The sequence below is a fragment of the Planktothrix rubescens CCAP 1459/22 genome (assembly GCA_904830895.1).
Lineage (GTDB): Bacteria > Cyanobacteriota > Cyanobacteriia > Cyanobacteriales > Microcoleaceae > Planktothrix > Planktothrix agardhii.
Window position 1 is genome coordinate 1118554 of record LR882958.1, and the last position, 21213, is coordinate 1139766.

At 41.3% G+C, this 21213-nt stretch carries 16 protein-coding genes and 1 pseudogene; 9 read left to right on the forward strand and 8 right to left on the reverse strand.

Features of this window, described 5'->3' with window-relative positions; genetic code table 11:
• Window positions 1–191: 191 nt before the first annotated feature.
• The 3 genes from NMG86_RS05235 to upp form a co-directional block, all read right to left on the reverse strand.
• Window positions 192–479, reverse strand: coding sequence for a YggT family protein (locus NMG86_RS05235; RefSeq protein ID WP_026788971.1), 288 nt, complete (start codon window positions 477–479; stop codon window positions 192–194).
• A 102-nt stretch (window positions 480–581) separates the two neighbouring features.
• Window positions 582–878: a ssl2009 family thylakoid membrane protein gene (locus NMG86_RS05240; protein WP_026788972.1), complete on the reverse strand. Its 297-nt coding sequence runs from the start codon at window positions 876–878 to the stop codon at window positions 582–584.
• A gap of 31 nt (window positions 879–909) precedes the next feature.
• On the reverse strand, window positions 910–1587 hold the full coding sequence (gene upp, locus NMG86_RS05245) for a uracil phosphoribosyltransferase (RefSeq protein ID WP_026788973.1): 678 nt from the start codon (window positions 1585–1587) through the stop codon (window positions 910–912).
• Between the two features lie 116 nt (window positions 1588–1703).
• Between upp and cobQ the strand changes: the two genes are divergently transcribed.
• Window positions 1704–3170 carry a cobyric acid synthase CobQ gene (gene cobQ / locus NMG86_RS05250; protein WP_026788974.1) on the forward strand — a complete coding sequence of 489 codons (1467 nt, stop codon included), beginning with the start codon at window positions 1704–1706 and terminating at the stop codon, window positions 3168–3170.
• Between the two features lie 36 nt (window positions 3171–3206).
• Window positions 3207–3440 carry a 2Fe-2S iron-sulfur cluster-binding protein gene (locus NMG86_RS05255; protein WP_026788975.1) on the forward strand — a complete coding sequence of 78 codons (234 nt, stop codon included), beginning with the start codon at window positions 3207–3209 and terminating at the stop codon, window positions 3438–3440.
• A 214-nt stretch (window positions 3441–3654) separates the two neighbouring features.
• On the opposite strand, the gene NMG86_RS05260 is transcribed toward NMG86_RS05255, so the two are convergent.
• From NMG86_RS05260 to NMG86_RS05280, 5 genes and pseudogenes are all read right to left on the reverse strand, one after another.
• Complete coding sequence (locus NMG86_RS05260; RefSeq protein ID WP_036842253.1) at window positions 3655–4653, reverse strand: RNA polymerase sigma factor, RpoD/SigA family; 999 nt, start codon at window positions 4651–4653, stop codon at window positions 3655–3657.
• Between the two features lie 790 nt (window positions 4654–5443).
• Complete coding sequence (locus tag NMG86_RS05265; protein ID WP_026794462.1) at window positions 5444–7210, reverse strand: helicase HerA domain-containing protein; 1767 nt, start codon at window positions 7208–7210, stop codon at window positions 5444–5446.
• A gap of 251 nt (window positions 7211–7461) precedes the next feature.
• Window positions 7462–9189 (reverse strand): bifunctional 3,4-dihydroxy-2-butanone-4-phosphate synthase/GTP cyclohydrolase II, encoded by a 1728-nt coding sequence (gene ribBA / locus NMG86_RS05270; RefSeq protein WP_233422951.1) that lies wholly within the window; start codon window positions 9187–9189, stop codon window positions 7462–7464.
• A 135-nt stretch (window positions 9190–9324) separates the two neighbouring features.
• Window positions 9325–9474, reverse strand: a pseudogene (locus tag NMG86_RS05275) (XRE family transcriptional regulator); the annotation flags it as partial.
• A gap of 135 nt (window positions 9475–9609) precedes the next feature.
• Window positions 9610–10875, reverse strand: coding sequence for an IS701 family transposase (locus NMG86_RS05280; protein WP_026796362.1), 1266 nt, complete (start codon window positions 10873–10875; stop codon window positions 9610–9612).
• Between the two features lie 109 nt (window positions 10876–10984).
• Here NMG86_RS05280 and NMG86_RS05285 point away from each other — a divergent pair, with 109 nt between their 5' ends.
• The 7 genes from NMG86_RS05285 to NMG86_RS05315 all read left to right on the forward strand — a co-directional run bounded on the left by NMG86_RS05285 (window position 10985) and on the right by NMG86_RS05315 (window position 21213).
• The gene (locus NMG86_RS05285; RefSeq protein ID WP_026788979.1) at window positions 10985–11233 is read left to right on the forward strand and encodes a hypothetical protein; all 249 of its coding nucleotides are present in this window, start codon (window positions 10985–10987) and stop codon (window positions 11231–11233) included.
• A complete protein-coding gene (locus tag NMG86_RS05290; protein WP_051319524.1) occupies window positions 11230–11604 on the forward strand; it encodes a type II toxin-antitoxin system VapC family toxin in 375 nt (124 codons plus the stop codon). The genes NMG86_RS05285 and NMG86_RS05290 overlap by 4 nt, the downstream gene beginning before the upstream one ends.
• A 109-nt stretch (window positions 11605–11713) precedes the next feature.
• Window positions 11714–12280 carry a Uma2 family endonuclease gene (locus tag NMG86_RS05295; RefSeq protein WP_026788980.1) on the forward strand — a complete coding sequence of 189 codons (567 nt, stop codon included), beginning with the start codon at window positions 11714–11716 and terminating at the stop codon, window positions 12278–12280.
• 495 nt (window positions 12281–12775) lie between these two features.
• Window positions 12776–16273: a helicase-related protein gene (locus NMG86_RS05300; RefSeq protein ID WP_026797169.1), complete on the forward strand. Its 3498-nt coding sequence runs from the start codon at window positions 12776–12778 to the stop codon at window positions 16271–16273.
• Window positions 16263–16925, forward strand: a complete 663-nt coding sequence (locus NMG86_RS05305; protein ID WP_026798704.1) for a hypothetical protein — start codon at window positions 16263–16265, stop codon at window positions 16923–16925. Before NMG86_RS05300 ends, NMG86_RS05305 begins: the two co-directional genes overlap by 11 nt.
• A gap of 19 nt (window positions 16926–16944) precedes the next feature.
• Window positions 16945–20568, forward strand: a complete 3624-nt coding sequence (locus NMG86_RS05310; RefSeq protein WP_052347377.1) for a DUF559 domain-containing protein — start codon at window positions 16945–16947, stop codon at window positions 20566–20568.
• Window positions 20569–20592: 24 nt separating this feature from the next.
• Window positions 20593–21213, forward strand: a complete 621-nt coding sequence (locus tag NMG86_RS05315) for a type I restriction enzyme HsdR N-terminal domain-containing protein (RefSeq protein WP_043938824.1) — start codon at window positions 20593–20595, stop codon at window positions 21211–21213.

Here is a 21213-nt window from a genome sequence, read left to right on the forward strand (position 1 = left end):
TCCTTTAGGACTCCTAACTTAAATTGGGAAGAAATAAGCCCTGAAGGGCTTACTACCGTAGTGAGTCCTTCAGGACTCCTAACTCAATTAGGAAAAGACAGCCCTGAAGGGCTTACTACCGTAGTGAGTCCTTTAGGACTCCTAACTTAAATTGAGAAGAAATAAGCCCTTCAGGGCTTACTACGTTTGAGTTAAAATACTTGCTGCATACTTCCTAATAAAGCAATAATGACTTGGGAACCAAATTGTAAGGCAAAAATAGCAATAATCGCAGAAAAATCAATTCCACCTAAAGGGGGAATAAAAGACCGGAATAGGTTGAGGTAGGGATCAGTTAATTGGCTTAAGATAGAAAAGGGCGGATCATACCAATTAATTGTCGGAAACCAGCTTAATAGAATCCTAACAAATAGGATCAACATATAAATGTTCAGGAACTGTGCCAGGGTACTAGCGAGTAAGCCAAAAGGAAATGCCATAAAATTTTTTGGATGTTTGACTGAAATTTGACATAAAGTTATGTTCCCCAGTGTACCACATTGGAAACCAGGGGATAGATTCAAACCAGCAGCTAGAATCAATTAATTTTCGGTTTCCGACCCACCATTGCCATTGACACTGCCTAACTGTTGACGAACATCATCAATGGCTTGATTTAGTTGAGCTATTTTATCCTCCAAACCCAACCGGGAAGTTTCCATATTTTCCCCCGTCAATTTAGTCGCCTTCCCCGATTTTCCCTGTGCTTCTAACAGAGGTTCAACCCGATCTTGATTACTGATGCGGTTGGCAAGTACCACCCCTAATACCCCCCCAACCAAACCTCCTAACGTTGCACCGAGGAAGAATCCACTCGTAAAGCCGTCTCGATTACCCATAATTTAACCACTATGTCAGAATAGCTTGATTTTACTCCGATTGGGTAGGCGGACGGTCGAAGGTGCCAAAGGTGCGATCGCCCGCATCCCCTAATCCTGGTATAATGAATCCCTGTGCATTAACTTCCGAATCAATAATAGCGGTATATACTTGCAAACTGGGATAGGCTTGACTTAACTTTTGTAACGCTGGGGGGGCGGCGACAATGGAAATAATTCTAATTAAAGCCGGGTCAAGATGACGTTGGGTAAGTTCGGCCATCACCGCCATAATTGTTCCCCCGGTTGCTAACATGGGTTCACTGATGATCACCCGGGTTTGGGGGTCAAATTGGGCGGGTAATTTATTTAAGTAGCAAGTAGGCTCTAGGGTTTCTTCGTTGCGTACCATGCCTAAATGATATACCGAAGATAGAGGTACAACGCTTTGAATTCCCTCCATTAAGGCTAAACCCGCCCGTAATATTGGAATTACAATTAGGGGAACTTCAGGATTAACAAAAGTTGCATTACATTCGGCTAAGGGTGATTGTACCGTTGTTTCCAGGGTCGGTAACCAGTCCCTCGCCGCTTCATAGGTCAGCCAACGTCCTAACTCCGTCATCGCCGTCCGAAACAAACCCGGAGGCGTCGCCTGGTCACGAGCAACCCCTAACCAATGTTTAATCAGGGGATGGGGTGGGACATAAATACGCAGTTGAGGAGCCATATTAAAACCGTTCTTCATTTCTCAACTATCATCCCATACCGTTGCCCGGGTCGAGTTGAAGGTTTGTAACCTCACCCTGACCGATTAAAATATTGTTCTGCCTTAAGAGTGATTATATGAAAGCAATTATGATTGTGGGAACGACTTCCCACGCCGGAAAGTCGATGATGGTTACGGCTATTTGTCGAATTCTACATCGTCGCGGGGTGCGAGTTGCACCGTTTAAGGGACAAAATATGGCCCTCAATTCCTATGTTTCTCCAGGGGGGTCAGAAATAGGTTATGCTCAGGCGGTGCAGGCTTGGGCGGCGGGAGTTACTCCTTCGGTGACAATGAATCCGATTTTATTGAAACCCCAAGGGAATATGACCTCTCAGGTGATTTTGAAAGGTAACCCTGTGGGGGTGGTAAAAGCTAGTGATTATTATGAACAATATTTTGATCGGGGTTGGAAAGCAATTACCGAATGTTTAGATTATTTAACTCAAGAATTTGATATTTTAGTTTGTGAAGGTGCGGGAAGTCCGGCGGAAATTAATCTCAAACATCGAGATTTAACTAATATGCGGGTGGCTAAATACTTAAATGCGAAAACCTTATTAGTAGTTGATATTGATCGGGGTGGCGCCTTTGCCCATGTTGTGGGAACTTTACAATTATTAGAACCCGATGAACGGGCGTTAATTTGCGGTATTGTGATCAATAAATTTAGGGGACAGCGATCGCTCTTAGAATCTGGGATTATCTGGTTAGAGGAATATACAAAAATTCCGGTAGTTGCGGTGATTCCTTGGATTGATAATCCGTTTCCCGCAGAGGATTCTTTAAGTTTATTAGATCGTCCTTCTAGTTCTCCCCAAACGGAATTAACCATTGCCGTGATCCGTTTTCCTCGCATTTCTAATTTCACCGATTTTGATCCTTTGGATTCGGAATCAACGGTTAGTATTAAGTATGTTAACCCGGCTGAATATTTAGGACATCCCGATGCTGTAATTCTTCCCGGTTCTAAAACTACTATATCAGATTTGCAAGTATTAAAAGAATCGGGAATGGCTGATCAAATTAAAAATTATATACAAGCCGGGGGTCAAGTTATGGGAATTTGTGGCGGTTATCAAATGTTAGGAAAAGTTGTATCTGATCCCTATGGTTTAGAAGGCGAGCAAGGAGATTATGAAGGGTTAGGATTATTAGCTCTAAAAACAGTAATTTCTAATCAAAAAACCTCCCGTCAACGGTTAGTAACTTCTAATTATCCCCAGAAAAATTTACCCGTTGAAGGCTATGAAATTCATCAGGGACGAACTCAACTCTTAGATGCTAATGATATTTTTCCTTTATTTGATGACCAAAATTTAGGATATGTCAATGGTCAAAAATCTATTTGGGGGCATTATTTACATGGAATTTTTGATAATGGATCTTGGAGACGAACTTGGCTAAATCATCTGCGAAAAGCCAGGGGTTTAAATCCTTTACCTACTGGTATTGCTAATTATCGAGAACAGCGAGAAATATTATTAGATGTATTAGCAGATACGGTAGAAGCTCATTTGGATCTTAAATCTATTCTGGGTTAAGTTTAAAAATCTGATTTTTAGCGGTTAAAACTAATTATGAAAATACATTTTTTACCCGACGAAGTTACTATTGAAGCCGAACCAGGAGAACCCTTATTAGACGTCGCAAAACGGGCAGGTGTGGTGATTCCTACCGGGTGTTTAATGGGGTCTTGTCATGCTTGTGAAGTGGAAATAGACGAAGATAATTTTATCTGTGCTTGTATTTCTGCTGTTCCCCCCGGAAAAACTGAAATGACTATTAATATTTATAGTGATCCGACTTGGTAGGATGTTGGGTAATGGGTAATGGGGATCACGGATTTCAGAGGATTTCACGGATTTCACGGATTTTAATTTGTGTTAATCTGCGTCATCCGCTTAAATCCGTGATCGGTAATGGGTTTGACGTTATTGTTAATATCCTAACTGTTTGAATTACTGCTATATAAAAAAATAGGGATTGGGAAACCCAACCCCTACAGGTGTTTTTTTTAACTAATGACTAACTAGCTAAATATTCTCGAACTTGAGCTTTACGACGGCGCAGGTGGTTCAACGCTTGGCTTTCCAGTTGACGAACCCGTTCACGACTGATGCTCATTTGCACCCCCACTTTAGACAGGGACATCTCCTTACCATCTTCCAACCCGTAGCGCAGGGTAATAACTTCCCGTTGTTGGGCTGTTAAGTCCGCCAGTAAATTTTTCAAGTCCTGACGCAGTAACTCTTGGGTGACAAAAGCATCGGCGGAGGTATTATGATCTTCGAGGAGATCTTGCAATTCCGTATCTTGATTATCCCCCACCCGCAAATCCAAAGAAACCGGATGACGAGACGCCAACAGATAATCCCGAATTTGAGCCGGGTCTAACTCTAACGCCTGAGCAATCTCCCCCGGAGTGGCGTTGCGGCCTAATTTCTGTACTAACTCCCGTTGAACTTTTTTAATTTTGTTCAGTTTTTCGGTAATATGGATCGGCAGACGAATGGTGCGAGAAGTTTGGGCAATGGCGCGGGTAATAGCTTGACGAATCCACCAGTAAGCATAGGTCGAGAATTTATATCCCCGCATGGGATCAAATTTTTCCACACCCCGTTCTAAACCCAGGGTTCCTTCTTGGATTAAATCCAAAAATTCCATGTTGCGTTTTTGATATTTCTTAGCAATGGAGACCACTAAACGCAGGTTGGCCTCGATCATTTTTCCCTTAGCCCGACGTCCTTGCTTCAAGATGGTTTGAAGTTCATCTTGACTCATTTCTACCGCATCAGACCACTCTTGCTGACTCGGTTCCCGACCCAGTTGTTCTGCGAGAGTATTTTTCGCTTCCAACTGTTGCATCATGGTCTGTACCTGCTTACCGTAGGTAATCTCCTGTTCTCGGGTCAGTAAGGGAACGCGCCCAATTTCATGCAAATAGGTACGAACTGCGTCGGTAGTTGCAGGTCGAGTGCTTCTGGAAGCCACTTGCTCTTTGTATGTAGTATTGACAGTTGGCATGACTATGAATTACACTCCTAAAAACAGAATTTACAGGGGCAGCAAATTTTTTTCATCTCTCTACAGGAACTTATACCGGAATCGACAACAAAGGCTCCCCCGCACTTTGATTCTGGGAAGGATTCCGAATTCTGTCTGTCTCCGTAAAGACTAATTCTGTCCTATCTTGATTTTTCGTTAGGATTGAATAGAGGATTCCTCTCCAGAGCCTAGGGCTAATAAACGTCCTGACAGGATTATGACATATAACTAGGGTTAAAAGTCAAGGGTTTCATGGCGCAACCTCCCATCGTAGCCAATTTTATTAACATATTTTCATCATGCCCTGATTGTTTTGATAGTACAACTGTAGTAATTGAGTAATAACCGAACTTTCAGGTATCGGTTTCAGGGTGTATGGGTTCTCCCATGCCCATGCAAACAAATTTTGACAGCCAATAAATTAGACTACAGCGAGATTGGGACTGATTACTGAAAAAGTTTCATTAAATTGACTACCGCTAAATAGAGGCGGCGTATAAGAAGTAATCCCAATGGGTCGATTTAAGCGGGAATCTGGGCCAACAAAGATATTAGAATTGGGGTTATTAGGATTAGGAATAGGAACACCTGTTAGGGGATTATAAGCTAAAACTGCCCCGATATTATTAGCATCTTTTCGAGTATCAAAACCGACGGTATAAAACAGAGAAAATATGAACTGTTTTTTTGTATAATAACACTATAAGCTATAAGGTTTTATTTTTCAATAGGAAATATTAAAATCATCTTAATTTTGGGATACTAAATTTTAAAATCCTAAATCATCCTTAGCTAAAGCCGCCGCTTTTAATACCTTTTCATCGGATTGTTGTGTCCAGTCCGTTTCTCCAATTTCTTCATAGAATGTTTGATCATAGGGACGGGTGCGAACTACAACGGGCATCGGGACAGCATGACCTAAGACTAATGCTTGTTGTTTGGAATCTAATTTTGATAACACCGACCGCAAGCTTTGTCCCCCAGAAACCCCGGTAAAAATTGCATCAATATCTTTATCATCGTTTAATAAAGCTGTAATTCTGGTTCCAACTTGAGACATGACTTCCGCATCAATACCAGAGGGACGTTGATCAACAATTAATAGAGTCACAAAATATTTTCGCATCTCTCGCGCAATAGTTCCAAAAATAGTAGAACGTACAATAGCTGGATCTAAAAAACGGTGAGCTTCTTCAATAGTAATTACTAATTGTGTCGGACGGTCTACGGGATTTTTAGAGGCTAAAAAATTCTCGGCTTTTTTCACATAGGCGTGATGAATACGACGAGTGATCATATTAGTTACTAACATATAGGATAGCATATCTGATTGCGATCCAAACTCCACTACAACATTTTTTCCCGCGTCCAAAGATTGTAATATTCTATCGACATAATTAAACGGACAAGTAGGACGCATATATTTTAAATTATCCATCCGTAGTAATTTCCGTTGGAGCGCCATAATTGAACCTTTATGTCCCCGGCGTTCATCACAAAATAGTTGAATTTCTTCGTTAGTCATGGATAACAATTGAGAAATCCAAGATGAGCCAAATTCACTACGGAGAATATTAGCATTATCAATACTAGCTTCGGAAAGATTTAATTCCCGTTGCACTAACATAATATCTTCTACCTCAATTTGAGCATAGCTTAGATATAATTCCTGTGCATCTTTAATCCCTCGGCGTCGGCTAGATTCAGGATCAAGCGTATAGACTTCTACTTGACCAGGAAACAGTTGTCTTAACCCTTTAACCGTACTAAATTGTTTGCCCTCCGATACCGCTTCCCAGCCGTATTCTGAGTGCATATCAAAGATTAAATTAACGGCGGCTTTCTTCTTAATAATTCCCGATAATAATAACCGGGTTAAAAAGGATTTTCCGGTTCCCGATTTTCCGAAAACTCCATTACTGCGTTCTACAAACCGATCTAAATCTAAACAAACTGGCACATCCATATCCAGGGGTTTACCGATGGCAAAATTGCGCCGAGTGGGGTCATCTTCCCAACCAAAAATGATTCTAAAATCCCGTTCACTGGCTTCATAAACCTGGGAAAAATGTACGGGAATGGTTTTTACTGGTAAGAGTTCAATTTCGGTGTTATTGGTTTGGGTTTGGAATGAAGCGATCGCAGATTTTCCATTATTAAGAGGGCGAGAAGACCTCGCCCCTACGGTTTTTTCTTGTTGGGCGATAACACGAATAATTTCTTCTTCTCGTTCTGAGACTTCCCGACTTAACATCAACATCGGGCTGAGTTCAATAGTTCCGTAGGTGCTATTTCCGGCTAAAATTGCTTGTAAAAAATCATCATCGGGGTGAGGTGGGTTGGCGATAATTCGCAAGCTGGATGTTCCTAAAGAGACATCAGTTAATAAACAGAAAAAATGCGATCGCTTTCCTCGCACGACTAAAAATTTTCCTACCCGCATTTCTTCTACAGACACATCGGGATGTAAGCGAACTTCTAAACCTTTGGTCAGGGAACCTTGAATGACAGAACCTAGAGGTTTTTCAGTAGTCATAGTGAAGTTTTTTGGGGGTGAGCAATGGGTAACTTTGGTTACGCATTGGGGGTTTATAGCTGGTTGTTGTATTGTTCATACTTCAACATTTTGCCATAAAATTAATTACAACTTACATTTTACAATAAGAATGTTTATTGTTTTTCGTCAAGAGATTGAAAGAACTTCGTTGTTGGGCTTTAGCCCTAACAGGATGGGCTAAAGCCCAACAACGGGGGATTTTTTGATATTTGTTTATTTTTTCCTATTATTTAGGATGAAAAACTATAAATGGTTTGGGGTTGTAATTGTTGACAAATGGAAGAAGGAAGTTGAGTCAGGGGAAATTGTTCCCGATGGAGTTGTACCTGTAAATTGGTTAGGGGATCAACCCCGGAAGAAATGATAAATTGTAGTTTTTGGAGATGGGGCCATTGGGTAATTTGATCTAAAATTTGGGTAATGGCTTTTAGGTAGGGATGATCTAGTTGTTGATACCAATGGGGATCGGCGACTCCGGCTTGATCAAAGCCTAAATTAACAATTAATTGTGCTTGATCAAATAAAGCGGTTGTTACGGGTCGAGCTTCTTCTTGTAATAGTAAATCATTGGTTTTAGCTAAAAATCTCAACTTTTCTAACCGTTCATAACTGCTGAGAATTGAGGTTTTATTGCGTTTTGACTCCATATATTCTGCTTCTGGATTTTTAACTAAAGGTTGGGATTTATCCCAATTAATAGCCACAGTAATTAAGTAGGTTTGTAATAATAAATGCCCTAATTTTTCTGCTTTTGTCGCCAAATAAACCGTATTATAATCCGTGGCTTCAATAATTAAGGGAACCCGATCCACAATTTCAATCCCATAGCCTTTTAACCCGGCAATTTTACGGGGATTATTAGTAATTAAACGAATTTTACGCACCCCTAAATCATTCAGCATTTGCGCCCCCATGCCATAATCCCGTAAGTCAGGAGCAAAACCTAATCTTTCATTAGCTTCAACGGTATCAAATCCAATATCCTGCAAAGAATAGGCTTTAATCTTATTAATTAATCCAATACCGCGTCCTTCTTGGCGGAGATAAATAATCACTCCTGATCCGGCATAATCAATCATTTTCATCGCTGTTTGTAACTGCATTCGACAGTCACAACGCAAAGATCCGAAGGAATCTCCAGTTAAACATTCGGAGTGAACCCGCACCATTACTGGCATTTCTTTTAATTTTTCCAGATCACCTTTAACTAATGCAATATGTTCCGTATTATCTAAGGAATTACGATAGGCATAAATTTTAAAATCCCCAAATTGTGTCGGTAATTGAGCCACGGTTTCTCGATACACAAAACGGTCATGTTGGAGGCGATAACTAATTAAATCCGCAATTGTAATTAATTTTAAATGGTGAACTTTAGCATATTCAATTAATTCGGGAAGTCGCGCCATTGACCCATCGGGATTTTGAATTTCACAAATCACCCCCCCAGGATATAACCCCGCTAACCGAGATAAATCCACGGCGGCTTCCGTATGTCCGGCTCGTTTTAATACCCCGCCATCTTTAGCCCGCAGGGGGAAAATATGGCCCGGACGTCGTAAATCTTCGGGACGAGTCGCTGGGTTAATAGTTATTTGAATGGTGCGGGCGCGGTCATCGGCGGAAATTCCCGTAGAAACGCCCATTTGAGGGGAGGCGTCAATACTAACGGTGAAGGCGGTTTGGTTGGCGTCGGTGTTTTTTGTCACCATTAAGGGCAAGTCTAACTGATCCAGACGCTCTCCAGTTAGGGCCAAACAAATTAATCCCCGGGCGTACACCGCCATGAAGTTAATCATATCGGGGGTAGCAAATTGGGCGGCACAAATTAAGTCGCCTTCGTTTTCGCGGTGTTCATCATCCACCACGACAACACAGCGCCCGGCTTTGAGATCGGCTAGGGCGGCTTCTATAGTATCGAATTGGTAGGGGTTTGTCGGTAGCACGGACTCGTTCAAAATCGTTTTCTCATCAACGCTTATTGATTAATTGTAACGCTGTTGATCAATTGAGATCCTATTCTAACTGAAAGGGATTTGATTTTGCCGGGGTAGTTGCAGAAAAATATCTCAACTGACGAATTCAAAACACTTTTAGGCTACTTTTATATTTACCTCAACGTGAATATCCATACCCGCTTGAGCTATCATTATTACTAATTTATTAATACTAAATCTTTCGATATCACCGTTGATCAAATCGCTAATCCGAGGTTGAGTTTCGCCAAAAAATACAGCAGCCTGCTTTTGAGTCCATAATCATAGCGTGATCGCTCCTTTAAAAAAAAGGTGATCGCTTTTCTGACTGGGTTCATGTGTTGGAATGCGATCGCATCTGATACAATTTACTAAGATGGTCTAATGGGACTTAAACAAAAATCAAGCCCAAATCAAGCCTAAACTTGCTTTGTAGGCTGCAAATACATCCCTATTATTCTGGAGCCACTCCACAAATCGAAAGGAAATCGCTGTGCGGAAGGCTTCAAGGGCATCAGCAAATGTGTTTAAAGGTTTGTTAGCCCATCGACGTCTTAACCCTCCAGTTAAACTATGCCAGAGAATAAAAGTATAGGCACAAAATACCAAAATCCAATGTCTGATTAGACTTCTTTTATCTCGGACTTGATATTCTTTCAGCCCCAACCAACCCTTAGCTTCCCTGTAAAAAACTTCTATCCAATTTCTTTGTGAATAGGTCGTTACTATCCATTCTCCTGTGGCTTTTGATGCCTCAACATTAGTCATTAAATAATCAATATCACTGGCTTGGTCGAAAGTGGCAGCATTCATGACGATGGCTATTACTTTCTTCCCTGCATACTTTGATAATTCAATTTCTTTTGTTGCTACCCACACAGTTCTGGGTTTTTCTAGTTGGAGTTGAATTTCACTAAAAGCTCCTTGGGGCAACGATTTGGCTAAATTATCTAATCGAGTTTCCTCTGTTTTATCTTCCCCCTTTTTGAGGATTACCTTTCGATTCTTGGCGACTCCCCCTATATATTTTAATCTTTTTTTCTCTAACTCTTGTAAAAAATTTGTGTTATTTCCATACCCGGCATCTGTTAGCACAATTCCCGGTTGATATCCTCTCTCTAAGCTCCTTTCTATTAATTCTAATGCTATTTCCGGTTTCTTTTTAAATTCCGGGTCAGCTTTTCCTGACGGTAATGACTCGGCTTTTTGATATAATTCTATATCTAATGGTAGGCTTTTTTTGCCATCGTATAGATGGCTCGTTACTGCTACGATTCCATTGTCGGTTTTTCCGATTTCTCCGATGTATTGTCGTCCCACTCCATCAGTAAAGTTCCCGCTTTTTCGATGTCCTGAATCATCAATAATTAGGGCAAATCCCCGACTAATCTGGGTTTGCTTACACTGATTCATCACCTCCAGGCGACGCTGATTCAGTTTCATTGCTAACCAGGGAGCTTCGGTTAAAAAGTGGTGTAATCGGTGGTAAGCTACTCCTACGGAGTTATTCGCCATTTGCGACAGGTTTTTTCGCTCACTTTCTCCCAATAATCCCCCTAAATAGTTCCTAAATTCCCGTTTTTGGGCAAGATGACCAAATATATCGTCAAATCTTTGACACCATCGGTCAAAGCAGGGGGGCATCGCTGCCGGGGTTGTCTCTTTCATTCGTTATTCTTGAATGTTATGTGCTTGCTACATAATCATTATCATCTATTTCTTCCCTTATTTTTGTTTAAGTCCCACTAATTAACTTACATTAATTACTAAAAACACTATGACAACCAAAGAAATAATTCTACAGGAATTAGAACAAATTCCTAGTTCTCAACTGGATGAGGTCTTAGATTTCATTCGATCTCTTAAGCAAGCCGTTAAACCGACAGAAAAACCGTATAAACCCATTTGGGAAGTAGCAGATGATATTATTAAAGATATTCCTGAAGAAGTTTTAAGTCAATTGCCAAAAGACGGGGCGGAAAATCATGATTTTTACCTGTCTAAAAACCTCCATCAAGAATTATGAAAACTCTTTTTGTCAATACATTTTATTGGGTCGCTTTAATTAATGTGGCTGACTCATGGCATCAGTCCGTTAGGGATTATAGTCGCAATCTTAATAATATTCAATTGGTAACAACAGAAGAAGTATTAACAGAAACAATTAATTTTTTTGCCTCCTTTCCATCACCTATGAAAAAAGCTGTTTTTCAGTTACTTACTCAAGTGGTGACTGATAGCCATATCAATGTTATTCCTCAAAGCCATGAATCTTTTACATTTAAAATCGCTCAAAGCGAAGAAACTTACCAAGAATTCAAACACCCCCCCCCAAACCCCCCGTGCACGGGGGCTTGGGGGGGAGGGAACACCGGAGGAAAAGACTTCACCGTCTAGCTTTGCTGCATCACTAACTCAGAATGGCGATCGCAGAAGAAACTGAAAAACGAGAACCTCAAATTATTTGTTCTTTAGGATTATTTGAATCAAAGGATTAATGATTACCATGACATCAGTTCAATTAACTACAAATTTTTCCCTAGAAGAGTTCCTGCAATTGCCGGAAACTAAACCCGCTTGCGAGTACATTGACGGTCAAATTTATCAAAAACCAATGCCCCAAGGAAAACACAGTATTCTGCAAACTCGCTTAGTAACCATTATTAATCAAGTTGGCGAACCGCAGCAATTAATTTATGGACTTACAGAATTACGATGCACGTTTGCTGGGCGTTCTCTTGTCCCAGATATTGCCGTATTCGAGTGGTCGCGCATTCCTGTTGATGAAGATGGAGAAATTTCAAACCGAGTGGAAATTGCCCCAGATTGGATCATTGAAATTCTTTCCCCCGAACAGTCTCCTAACCGCGTGATTAACAAGATTATTTTCTCTCTTAAACAGGGAACAAAGTTAGGTTGGTTCATTGACCCAGATGATAAATCTGTGATGGTTTTTCAACCCAATCAATTACCAGAAGTTAAATATGATGCCGATATTTTACCTGTTCTCAGTGTGATAGAAAGTTGGCAAATTTCAGCAGCCGATGTTTTGGGGTTGTTAAAATTTCAATAAAGATTTTATAACATAAGTCTGGGAGCTTGAAAACTCAGTGTCTTCAGACCACCAGATGAAAAGCGACTCAGGGGGTTTTAACCCCCGTGAATATTTCTTCAATCTATGTTAATATATCCAGTAACAGGAAAAGGTAAACAACCTGTATAAAAACCTAGTCGCCTAACGGCAAAACGCTGAACCCTTCGACTGCGCTCAGGAGAGCCCTTGACAATTGAATCTATAGGGTTCTACTGCAAAGTTCTAGTTTTCCCCCAGCAGTTGGTAAAAGATTCATGGGAGCTAGACGAACAGTTTTTAAGCAAAAAAGAACTCGCATTAATGCGAATAGGGTAGGGCATACCCGCTCTTTAGCTTGGGGAGAATCCCACCTCTGGTTAAAGCACTGCAAGGTACTTTGATTAAGTGGTTTCGTTGAACCAAGAATCGAGCGCGTCTTCAGACCTGAGAGTGTCAAAGTAATCTTCCTTTTATTTTGTGAAGTAGAGCGAGATAGTGAAACCAGAACAACTGAAGCAAGGTATGATCATTCGCGGTTCAATATTCTCTGAACCAGTAAAAGTGATAACTGTCCAACCGATGATGGATGGAGTCAAACTGTTTGGGCAAGGAATTAATACAAATCAAGTACACCAACCATTCTTAACCTCTGAACAGATTGCCCAGCTTGAAGCTACCCCAGAACAAGAACCCTTTGATGGCGATGCCCAGAAGTTTCGCTATGGGATTGAGGCAATGCGCTTAGGTTTAGCTTATGAATACGATCCATTTTTCGCCCTTACCGTTGCACGAGTTGATCCCCTACCCCACCAACTTGAAGCCGTTTACGACTATTTTTTGAAGCAACCGCGAATCCGTTTTTTATTGGCCGATGATCCAGGTGCGGGTAAAACGATTATGGCAGGTTTACTACTTAAAGAATTGAAGGCTAGAGGATTAGTTAAGCGCGTCCTGATTGTTACACCTGCAAACCTGACATTTCAGTGGCAACGCGAAATGAAAGACAAGTTTCGTGAAGATTTTGAAGTAGTGCGCGGTGATATTCTGCGTGCTAATTATGGTGCAAATCCCTGGCAAGATAAAAATCAAGTTGTTACTTCAGTTTCTTGGATTTCGCGGGTTGATGATGCTAAGGAAAGCCTGTTGCGTAGCCATTGGGATTTAATCATTGTTGATGAAGCCCATAAGATGAGTGCCTATAGTTCTGATCAAAAAACACTAGCTTATCAACTCGGTGAGAAGTTGTCAGAAATGACCGATCACTATTTACTGATGACTGCTACCCCCCACAAGGGCGATCCGAAAAACTTTTGTTTGTTTTTAGCCTTACTGGATCGTGATGTTTATGGGGATGTAAGCAGCTTAGAAGAGGCGATGAAACGTAATCATGCTCCTTTCTATCTACGTCGAACTAAGGAAGCACTGGTCACATTTCCTGACCCGGAAACTGGAGAAGTAAAAAAGCTTTTTACTCGTCGCATTGTCCAAACTGCCGATTTTCAAATTAATAACGATGAGCTAGATTTTTACGATGAATTGACACGCTATGTTGAAGATCAGTCAATTAAGGCAGCAATGGATGACTCCAATCGTGGACGAGCTTTAGGGTTTACGATGGCGATGTTACAGAGGCGTTTTGCCTCAAGTGTTTATGCTGTGCGCCGCAGTCTGGAACGGATGTGTGAAAAGCGTAAGTATATCCTCGAAAATCCAGCAGCATACCGTCAGGAATTAATTGAACGGAAATTACCTGATGATTTTGACGAACTAACCGAAGAAGCTCAAGAAAAGATTTTAGGTGATCTCGAAAATGTAATAGCCAATATTGATCCGATTGCCTTACAAGATGAAATCAGAATACTTAATAAGCTGATTAAATTAGCGAAAGATTTAGAACATCGTGAAATTGAATCAAAATTACAACGACTGAAGCAGTTATTGGTAGAAAAAGGCTTTTTTAACGATCCCAAAATGAAGCTGCTGATTTTTACTGAACATAAGGATACCCTTGACTTTTTAGCAGGTGATGGTAAAAATGAACGTCCTCTAGGCAAGCTTAAACAGTGGGGTTTGAGTGTTACCCAAATTCATGGAGGGATGAATATAGGCGATCGCAATACCCCCAATACCCGCATTTATGCCGAGCGTGAGTTTAAAGAAGATTGTCAAGTATTAGTAGCAACGGAAGCGGCGGGTGAGGGGATTAACCTTCAGTTTTGCTGGCTAATGATTAACTATGACATTCCTTGGAATCCTGTTCGTTTAGAACAACGCATGGGCAGAATTCATCGTTATGGACAGGAAAAAGACTGTTTGATTTTTAATTTTGTTTCTACAAATACCCGTGAAGGGAGCGTATTTTGGAAACTATTTGAACGTCTTCAAAAAATTGAGGCTGATCTTGATCCTGAAAATACAGGAAAAGTTTTCAATGTTTTGGGCGATGTTTTTCCGGCAAATCAAATTGAAAAAATGCTCAGGGAGATGTATGCTCGTAATCTCACCGAAGATGTAATTAAAGATCGGATTGTCAGTCAGGTAGATACGGAACATTTTCGCAGAATTACCAAATCGGCATTAGAGGGACTAGCAAAACGCGAACTAAATTTATCCAATTTGATTGGCAGATCTACTGATGCTAAGGAAAAGCGATTAGTGCCTGAAGTAGTCGAAAATTTCTTTGTTGAAGCATCTCCTATTGTTGGTATTCATCCTAAAGCTATCACCTCTAACCCGAATCCCAAAGGACGAGGGGGGGAGATGGGCAAAAGCTATCGCATTGGACGTATCCCGCGCCATCTTTGGGTAACAGGGGATGATCAAGAATCGCGTTTTGGTAAACTGGGACGGGAATATAAACAGATTGCTTTTGATAAAAAAGTTCTCGATTTAGATCCTACGGTGGAATGGGTGACACCAGGACATCCTCTGTTTGAGTGTGTGCGAAAAGAGGTACTAAAACAAACAGAACAAGACTTGCAACATGGCGCGGTATTTTATGACTTGCATCGCACCCAACCCGCAAGGTTAGATGTTTATTTGGTGGTATTTCAAGATGGACGGGGCAATAAACTCCATGAGCGTTTATATGTGGTGCAAACTGAATTAGACCAAACTTTATCGCTCAAACAACCAACGATTTTTCTTGACTTAATACCTGCAACGGAAACAAGTGAATTTCCTGATCATCTTAATTTACCAGATAGTCTACAGCTTGAACAGTTTTTGATTGAATCTGAGTTAAACGGATTTTTAACAGAAATGCAGCAGGAAAGAGAGCGAGAAATTAAAATAATCTCTGACCATACGGAAATTAGTTTATTGGCAATTATCGATCGCTTACAGATTCAATATGGTGAATTATTTGATAAAAAGGAATCAGGGTCAGAAGAAACGGGTTTAGATGGGCGTTTGAAACAAGCTGAAGATCGTCTGGATGAATTAAATACAAGATTGGATCGGCGCAGGATAGAATTAACACAGGAACGTAACTGTATGATAGCTGCTATTGAGCCAAAGGGTAGGGCATGGGTATTACCTCATCCTGAGCGCCACGCGCCTGATATGGCGGCAATGGTTAGTAATGCTGAAATTGAGCGCATTGCCGTTAATGCGGTGATCTCGTATGAAGAAGCACAGGGTTGGCAAGTGGAAACTGTAGAGTCTGAAAATCGTGGTTTTGATTTGATTTCGCGCCAACTTCACCCTGAAGATCCCAAGACGGCGATCTCAGTCAAGTTTATTGAGGTTAAAGGGCGATCTCAGGTTGGACGGGTCGCTTTAAGTGATAATGAATACCGTACCGCCGAGCGTCTTAAACAAGATTATTGGTTGTATGTGGTGTTTAATTGTGCAACCAAGCCAGAAGTTCACCCCATTCAAGACCCATCTCAATTAGAGTGGGAAGCAGTGGTAAAAGTGAAACATTATCAAATTGGGGCAAATCTAATTCTGGCGACTGAAAATCAGGAGGAAAATAGTAATGATTCGTAATATTACCTTACCAGATTCGTTGAGTTTTTCAGATTACTTTAAGCTAAATTTTTATCCAGAAGAAATTCTCAACTATTTTGGTTATTCCTTTGAAATGAAATTATTAACTTTTGTGAAAAGTGTTTGTGATTTAGTAGAATTTGATGCTTTAGAAAAAAGACTAAACAAGAGTTTACCTTATATCACTTTTGACAACGAAATGGCAAGGCGTGAGTTTTTAATTGCCCCGGTTTTGATGGATTTAATTGACTATACCAAATCTTATTTGAAGGTTGCTTATACTTTAACTGTGAATAATCAATTGAAGGGAGAGTTAGATTATTTAATTGAATCTAATATCAAATCTAATGGTGAGGTAAATCATCAATTTTTAGTAATTGAGGCAAAAGATGAAAATTTAGAGCGTGGCTTTAAGCAATTAGCCGTAGAAATGGTGGCATTAGCTCATATTATTGAAGATGGACAAAGATATATTTATGGGGCTGTATCAATTGGTAAAGTCTGGCAATTCGGTTTGTTAGATCGTCAGACTAAGAGTGTAATTCAAGATTTGCATTTATACCGTGTACCTGATGATCTAAAAGATTTAATGAGTATTTTGGTGACAATTTTAAAGGGTGAAAATTTATATTTATCAACCGAATCCCATTAAATCTACTAACTCCTAAATTATGATCTATCCCAAACGCCTAATCGAAGTTGACCTACCTATTAAACGTATTTCTGCCCATGCCAGACGGGAGAAATCCATTAGACATGGACATATTTCAACTCTACATATATGGTGGGCGCGGCGACCATTAGCAGCTTGTCGGGCGGTGATTTGTGCTTCATTGTGGATTGATCCGGTTGATAGTTTATGTCCCCAAAGATTTCGAGATCAAGCGGTAGAAATTATTACTAAGTTTGCTCAGAAAGCAGCCGCAGATGGATGCTGTTCGCCAGAAAATTGGAGTAAATGGAAAATATTAGTTAAACCTGAAAACAAGCTAGATTCACAAAACCCAAAGCATTTAAACAGTTTGCGCTATTTATTGCTAGATTTTATTGCGGATTTTGCTAATTGGGATAATTCAACTCAGTCTGATTATCTGGAAACAGCGAGGGCTTTGACTCAAGCAGCCCATGAAGCGTTAGGTGGGGAAGTGGGGACGCGCCCCCTTGTGGTTGACCCGTTTGCGGGTGGTGGTTCGATACCCTTAGAGGCTTTACGAGTGGGGGCGGATGCGTTTGCCAGTGACTTGAATCCGGTGGCGGTGTTGTTAAATAAGGTGGTTTTGGAATATATCCCCAAATATGGGCAACGTTTGGCGGATGAGGTGCGGAAGTGGGGGCAATGGGTGAAGGAGGAGGCTGAGAAGGAGTTAGGGGAGTTTTATCCTAAAGATGAGGATGGTAGTACCCCCATTGCTTATTTATGGGCGAGGACGATTATTTCTGAAGCTCCTGATGATGGTACGGGGATTCCTGTAGAAGTGCCATTGATGCGTTCTTTGTGGTTGGCGAAGAAGGCTGGGAGATATAGGGCTTTGCGCTGGGTAAGGGATGCTTCGGGTATTGTGCAAACTGAGACGTTAGAAGTGACTTATGCGGATGGGATAACGCGCAACGTGCGCCGTCCTTTGTTGGAGATTTTTGAGCCTAAGAGTGAGAAGGAAGTTGAAAAGGGAACGGTGGCTAGGGGTTCGGGAACTTGTCCTGTAACGGGTTTTACTACTCCTGTGGTATCGACAAGAAGGCAACTAAAAATAAGAAAAGGTGGAGCTAATGATGCTCGTTTATTTTGTGTAGTGTTATTAAAGCCAAGTACACAGGGAAGATTTTATCGGTTGCCAAGTTTACAGGATTTAGAAGCAAATGAGAAAGCAGTTACAGCATTAAGAGAGTTTACAAGTTTAGATTTGATTCCAAATGAACCATTACCACCACAAGGCTCACTTGGTTTTCGAGTACAACTTTATGGCATGGAACACTGGGGCGATTTATTCACCCCTAGACAATTACTGGCATTAGTGACACTAACAAGACTGGTGAAGACCCTCACCCCTAGCCCCTCTCCCATAGGAGAGGGGGACATGATAGTAGGAGATGGGGATAGGATAGGGGATAGGATAGGGGATAGGATAGGGAATAGGATAGGGGATAGGATAGGGAATAGGATAGGGAATGAAACTTCTCCCCTTCTCCTGCGGGAGAAGGGGTCGGGGGATGAGGGTAATCTATCTGCTTTGGTGGGCGCAAAGCGACAAATTCCGCGTGTATTGCTAGAGAAGGCAAGAGAATTACGAAAGCAACAAACACCTGCTGAGGAGATTTTATGGGAATGTCTGCGCGATCGCCGATTGTTAAATCTGAAATTTCGTAGGCAGCATAACATTGGTCAATATATTGCCGATTTTTATTGCCATGAACTAAAGCTGGTCATCGAACTTGATGGAGGCATTCACCAACAAACCGCATTGCGTGACCAAGACCGCGATCGCTGGATGCAAGAACACAGCATTCAAGTCCTACGCTTCAAAAATGAACAAATATTCACCAATTTAGAAAACATTTTAGCTGAGATCGCCCATCTCTTGTCCCCATCTGAAACCCCATCTGAAACCCCATCCCATATCCAGTCCCCCTCTCCTGTGGGAGAGGGGCTAGGGGTGAGGGAAAAAGACCTAGCAAATGCAATTCAAACTTGTTTATCTTTAGCTGTCGATAGACAAGCAAATACTTTAACCTCTCTCTCTCGTTGGCATACATCTCGTGAAAATAATGAAGGATTATTTGCCAGACAAGCAATTCCGATGGTATGGGATTTCTCGGAAGCTAATCCCTTCTCAGGTGCATCAGGAGACTTAGATGGTGCTTTAGCATGGATTTTTGATGTCTGTAAATCAAATGCCCATCTTGAAGGAATAGAAGGACAAACAGAACAAACGTCAGCTACTAATCTTTTCTATCTTCCTGACGATGCAGCCCAATTTATCTGTACAGATCCTCCCTACTACGATGCAGTACCCTACGCCGATTTATCAGACTTCTTTTATGTTTGGCTAAAACGCACACTACCGCCTAACCTTTCTGCAAATTTCTCTAACAAACTTACACCCAAAGATGACGAGTGCATTGTTGATGAAGTCAAAGGAAAAGATAAAGCCTTTTTCGAGCGCACAATGGGAAAAGCAATGGCAGAAGGTCGGCGAATTGTTGCTCCTAATGGCATCGGTTTAATCGTTTTCGCCCACAAATCAACAGCAGGATGGGAAGCCCAACTTCAAGCAATGATTGATGCAGGTTGGATTTTTACAGGCTCTTGGACAATTGATACTGAAATGGGTAGTCGTCTTAGAGCCATGAACTCTGCTGCCCTTGCCTCATCCGTTCACCTAGTCTGTCGCCCACGCAGCAATAATGAAATAGGCGATTGGCGCAATATTTTACAAGAACTCCCGCTACGGATTAAAGAATGGATGCCACGCCTCACCGAACAAGGCGTAGTAGGTGCTGATGCCATCTTTGCTTGTTTAGGCCCCGCCCTGGAAATCTTCTCCCGTTATTCCAGTGTTGAAAAAGCAAGCGGTGAAATCGTCCCCTTGCGTGAATATCTCGAATATGTCTGGGCAGCCATTTCCAAAGAAGCCCTCAGCACCATCTTTAAAGACGCAGACACCTCCAACTTTGAAGAAGATGCCCGTTTAACTGCCATGTGGCTATGGACACTTTCAGCCGGAGAACCCTCACCCCCAGCCCCTCTCCCAGATGGCGAGGGGGGCGAAGATGATGATGACGACGAAAATACTAGCAAAAAACCAAAAATAACAGGTTTTAGCCTTGAATATGATACCGCCCGTAAAATTGCTCAGGGACTGGGCGCACATCTGGAAAACCTGACTCATCTTGTCGAAGTTAAAGGCGATAAAGCCCGACTGCTACCTGTTAAAGAACGTGCTGCTTACCTATTTGGTAAGGAAGGCATTATTCCCGATATTCCCAAGAAAAAAGCCAAAGGTGATAAACAACTTACTCTTATAGGCGTACTTGATGAACTTCCTGAAGACGAACATGGGGAAGTCAAAATTTCTCGTATTGGTGAAACCATTTGCGATAAAGTACATCAAGCAATGCTGTTATTTAACTCTGGACGGAGTGAAGCACTCAAACGCTTTTTAGTTGATGAAGCAATTGGTAAAGATATTAAATTCTGGCAACTAGCACAATCATTTTCAGCCCTTTATCCGGCGGGTACTGACGAAAAACGCTGGGTTGATGGCTTATTAGCGCGTAAAAAAGGTTTAGGACTATAGAACTATTATAGGAGAAAAAAGATTATGCAAGCCAATGAAATCACACTTTATGAACTAGAAGAACGATTAAACCTACAAGTCGCTACCGATAGCAACTTCTTTACGGAATGGCTAGAACCGATCGCACTCTCTGAAGAAGAAAAAGCCAAGTGCGATCGCATCCGCAACCAATTTATGCGACAAGTGTTATATCGCCGTAAAACCATCGAAGTATTAGTAAAAATGCTAGTTTTATCGCCCTTGTTAGACATAGCAGGTTTTTATCAAGACCCCTTTGATATTTCTGCTGAAGATCCTGTTATCATTGACGAAGAAGATAATAGCGAGCCAGTACGCGGTCGGTTAGATGTGTTGGTATTTAATAGCGAATTATGGATCGCTGTTATCGAAGCCAAAGGCTTAAAATTCAGCACATATTCCGCCATTCCCCAGACCCTTGCCTATATGTATGCCAGCCCTAACCGCCGAGATCGTCCCATCTTCGGCATGGTGACAAATGGGAATAACTTTTTATTCCTGAAAATGGCAAAATCTAACCCGCCTCAATACGCATGGTCTGCCGAGTTTTCACTCCTCGATCCGCGTGAAAACCCACTGTATGAAGTGCTAGGCATTCTCAAACGTCTATCTACCAAAATTTCGTGA

Excerpts from the sequence above, each read along its gene's own strand:
- NMG86_RS05235 (WP_026788971.1), bottom strand. The coding sequence starts at position 479 with ATGGCATTTCCTTTTGGCTTACTCGCTAGTACCCTGGCACAGTTCCTG.
- NMG86_RS05240 (WP_026788972.1), bottom strand. The coding sequence starts at position 878 with ATGGGTAATCGAGACGGCTTTACGAGTGGATTCTTCCTCGGTGCAACG.
- upp (WP_026788973.1), bottom strand. The coding sequence starts at position 1,587 with ATGGCTCCTCAACTGCGTATTTATGTCCCACCCCATCCCCTGATTAAA.
- cobQ (WP_026788974.1), top strand. The coding sequence starts at position 1,704 with ATGAAAGCAATTATGATTGTGGGAACGACTTCCCACGCCGGAAAGTCG.
- NMG86_RS05255 (WP_026788975.1), top strand. The coding sequence starts at position 3,207 with ATGAAAATACATTTTTTACCCGACGAAGTTACTATTGAAGCCGAACCA.
- NMG86_RS05260 (WP_036842253.1), bottom strand. The coding sequence starts at position 4,653 with ATGCCAACTGTCAATACTACATACAAAGAGCAAGTGGCTTCCAGAAGC.
- NMG86_RS05265 (WP_026794462.1), bottom strand. The coding sequence starts at position 7,210 with ATGACTACTGAAAAACCTCTAGGTTCTGTCATTCAAGGTTCCCTGACC.
- NMG86_RS05280 (WP_026796362.1), bottom strand. The coding sequence starts at position 10,875 with ATGAAAGAGACAACCCCGGCAGCGATGCCCCCCTGCTTTGACCGATGG.
- NMG86_RS05285 (WP_026788979.1), top strand. The coding sequence starts at position 10,985 with ATGACAACCAAAGAAATAATTCTACAGGAATTAGAACAAATTCCTAGT.
- NMG86_RS05290 (WP_051319524.1), top strand. The coding sequence starts at position 11,230 with ATGAAAACTCTTTTTGTCAATACATTTTATTGGGTCGCTTTAATTAAT.
- NMG86_RS05295 (WP_026788980.1), top strand. The coding sequence starts at position 11,714 with ATGACATCAGTTCAATTAACTACAAATTTTTCCCTAGAAGAGTTCCTG.
- NMG86_RS05305 (WP_026798704.1), top strand. The coding sequence starts at position 16,263 with ATGATTCGTAATATTACCTTACCAGATTCGTTGAGTTTTTCAGATTAC.
- NMG86_RS05310 (WP_052347377.1), top strand. The coding sequence starts at position 16,945 with ATGATCTATCCCAAACGCCTAATCGAAGTTGACCTACCTATTAAACGT.
- NMG86_RS05315 (WP_043938824.1), top strand. The coding sequence starts at position 20,593 with ATGCAAGCCAATGAAATCACACTTTATGAACTAGAAGAACGATTAAAC.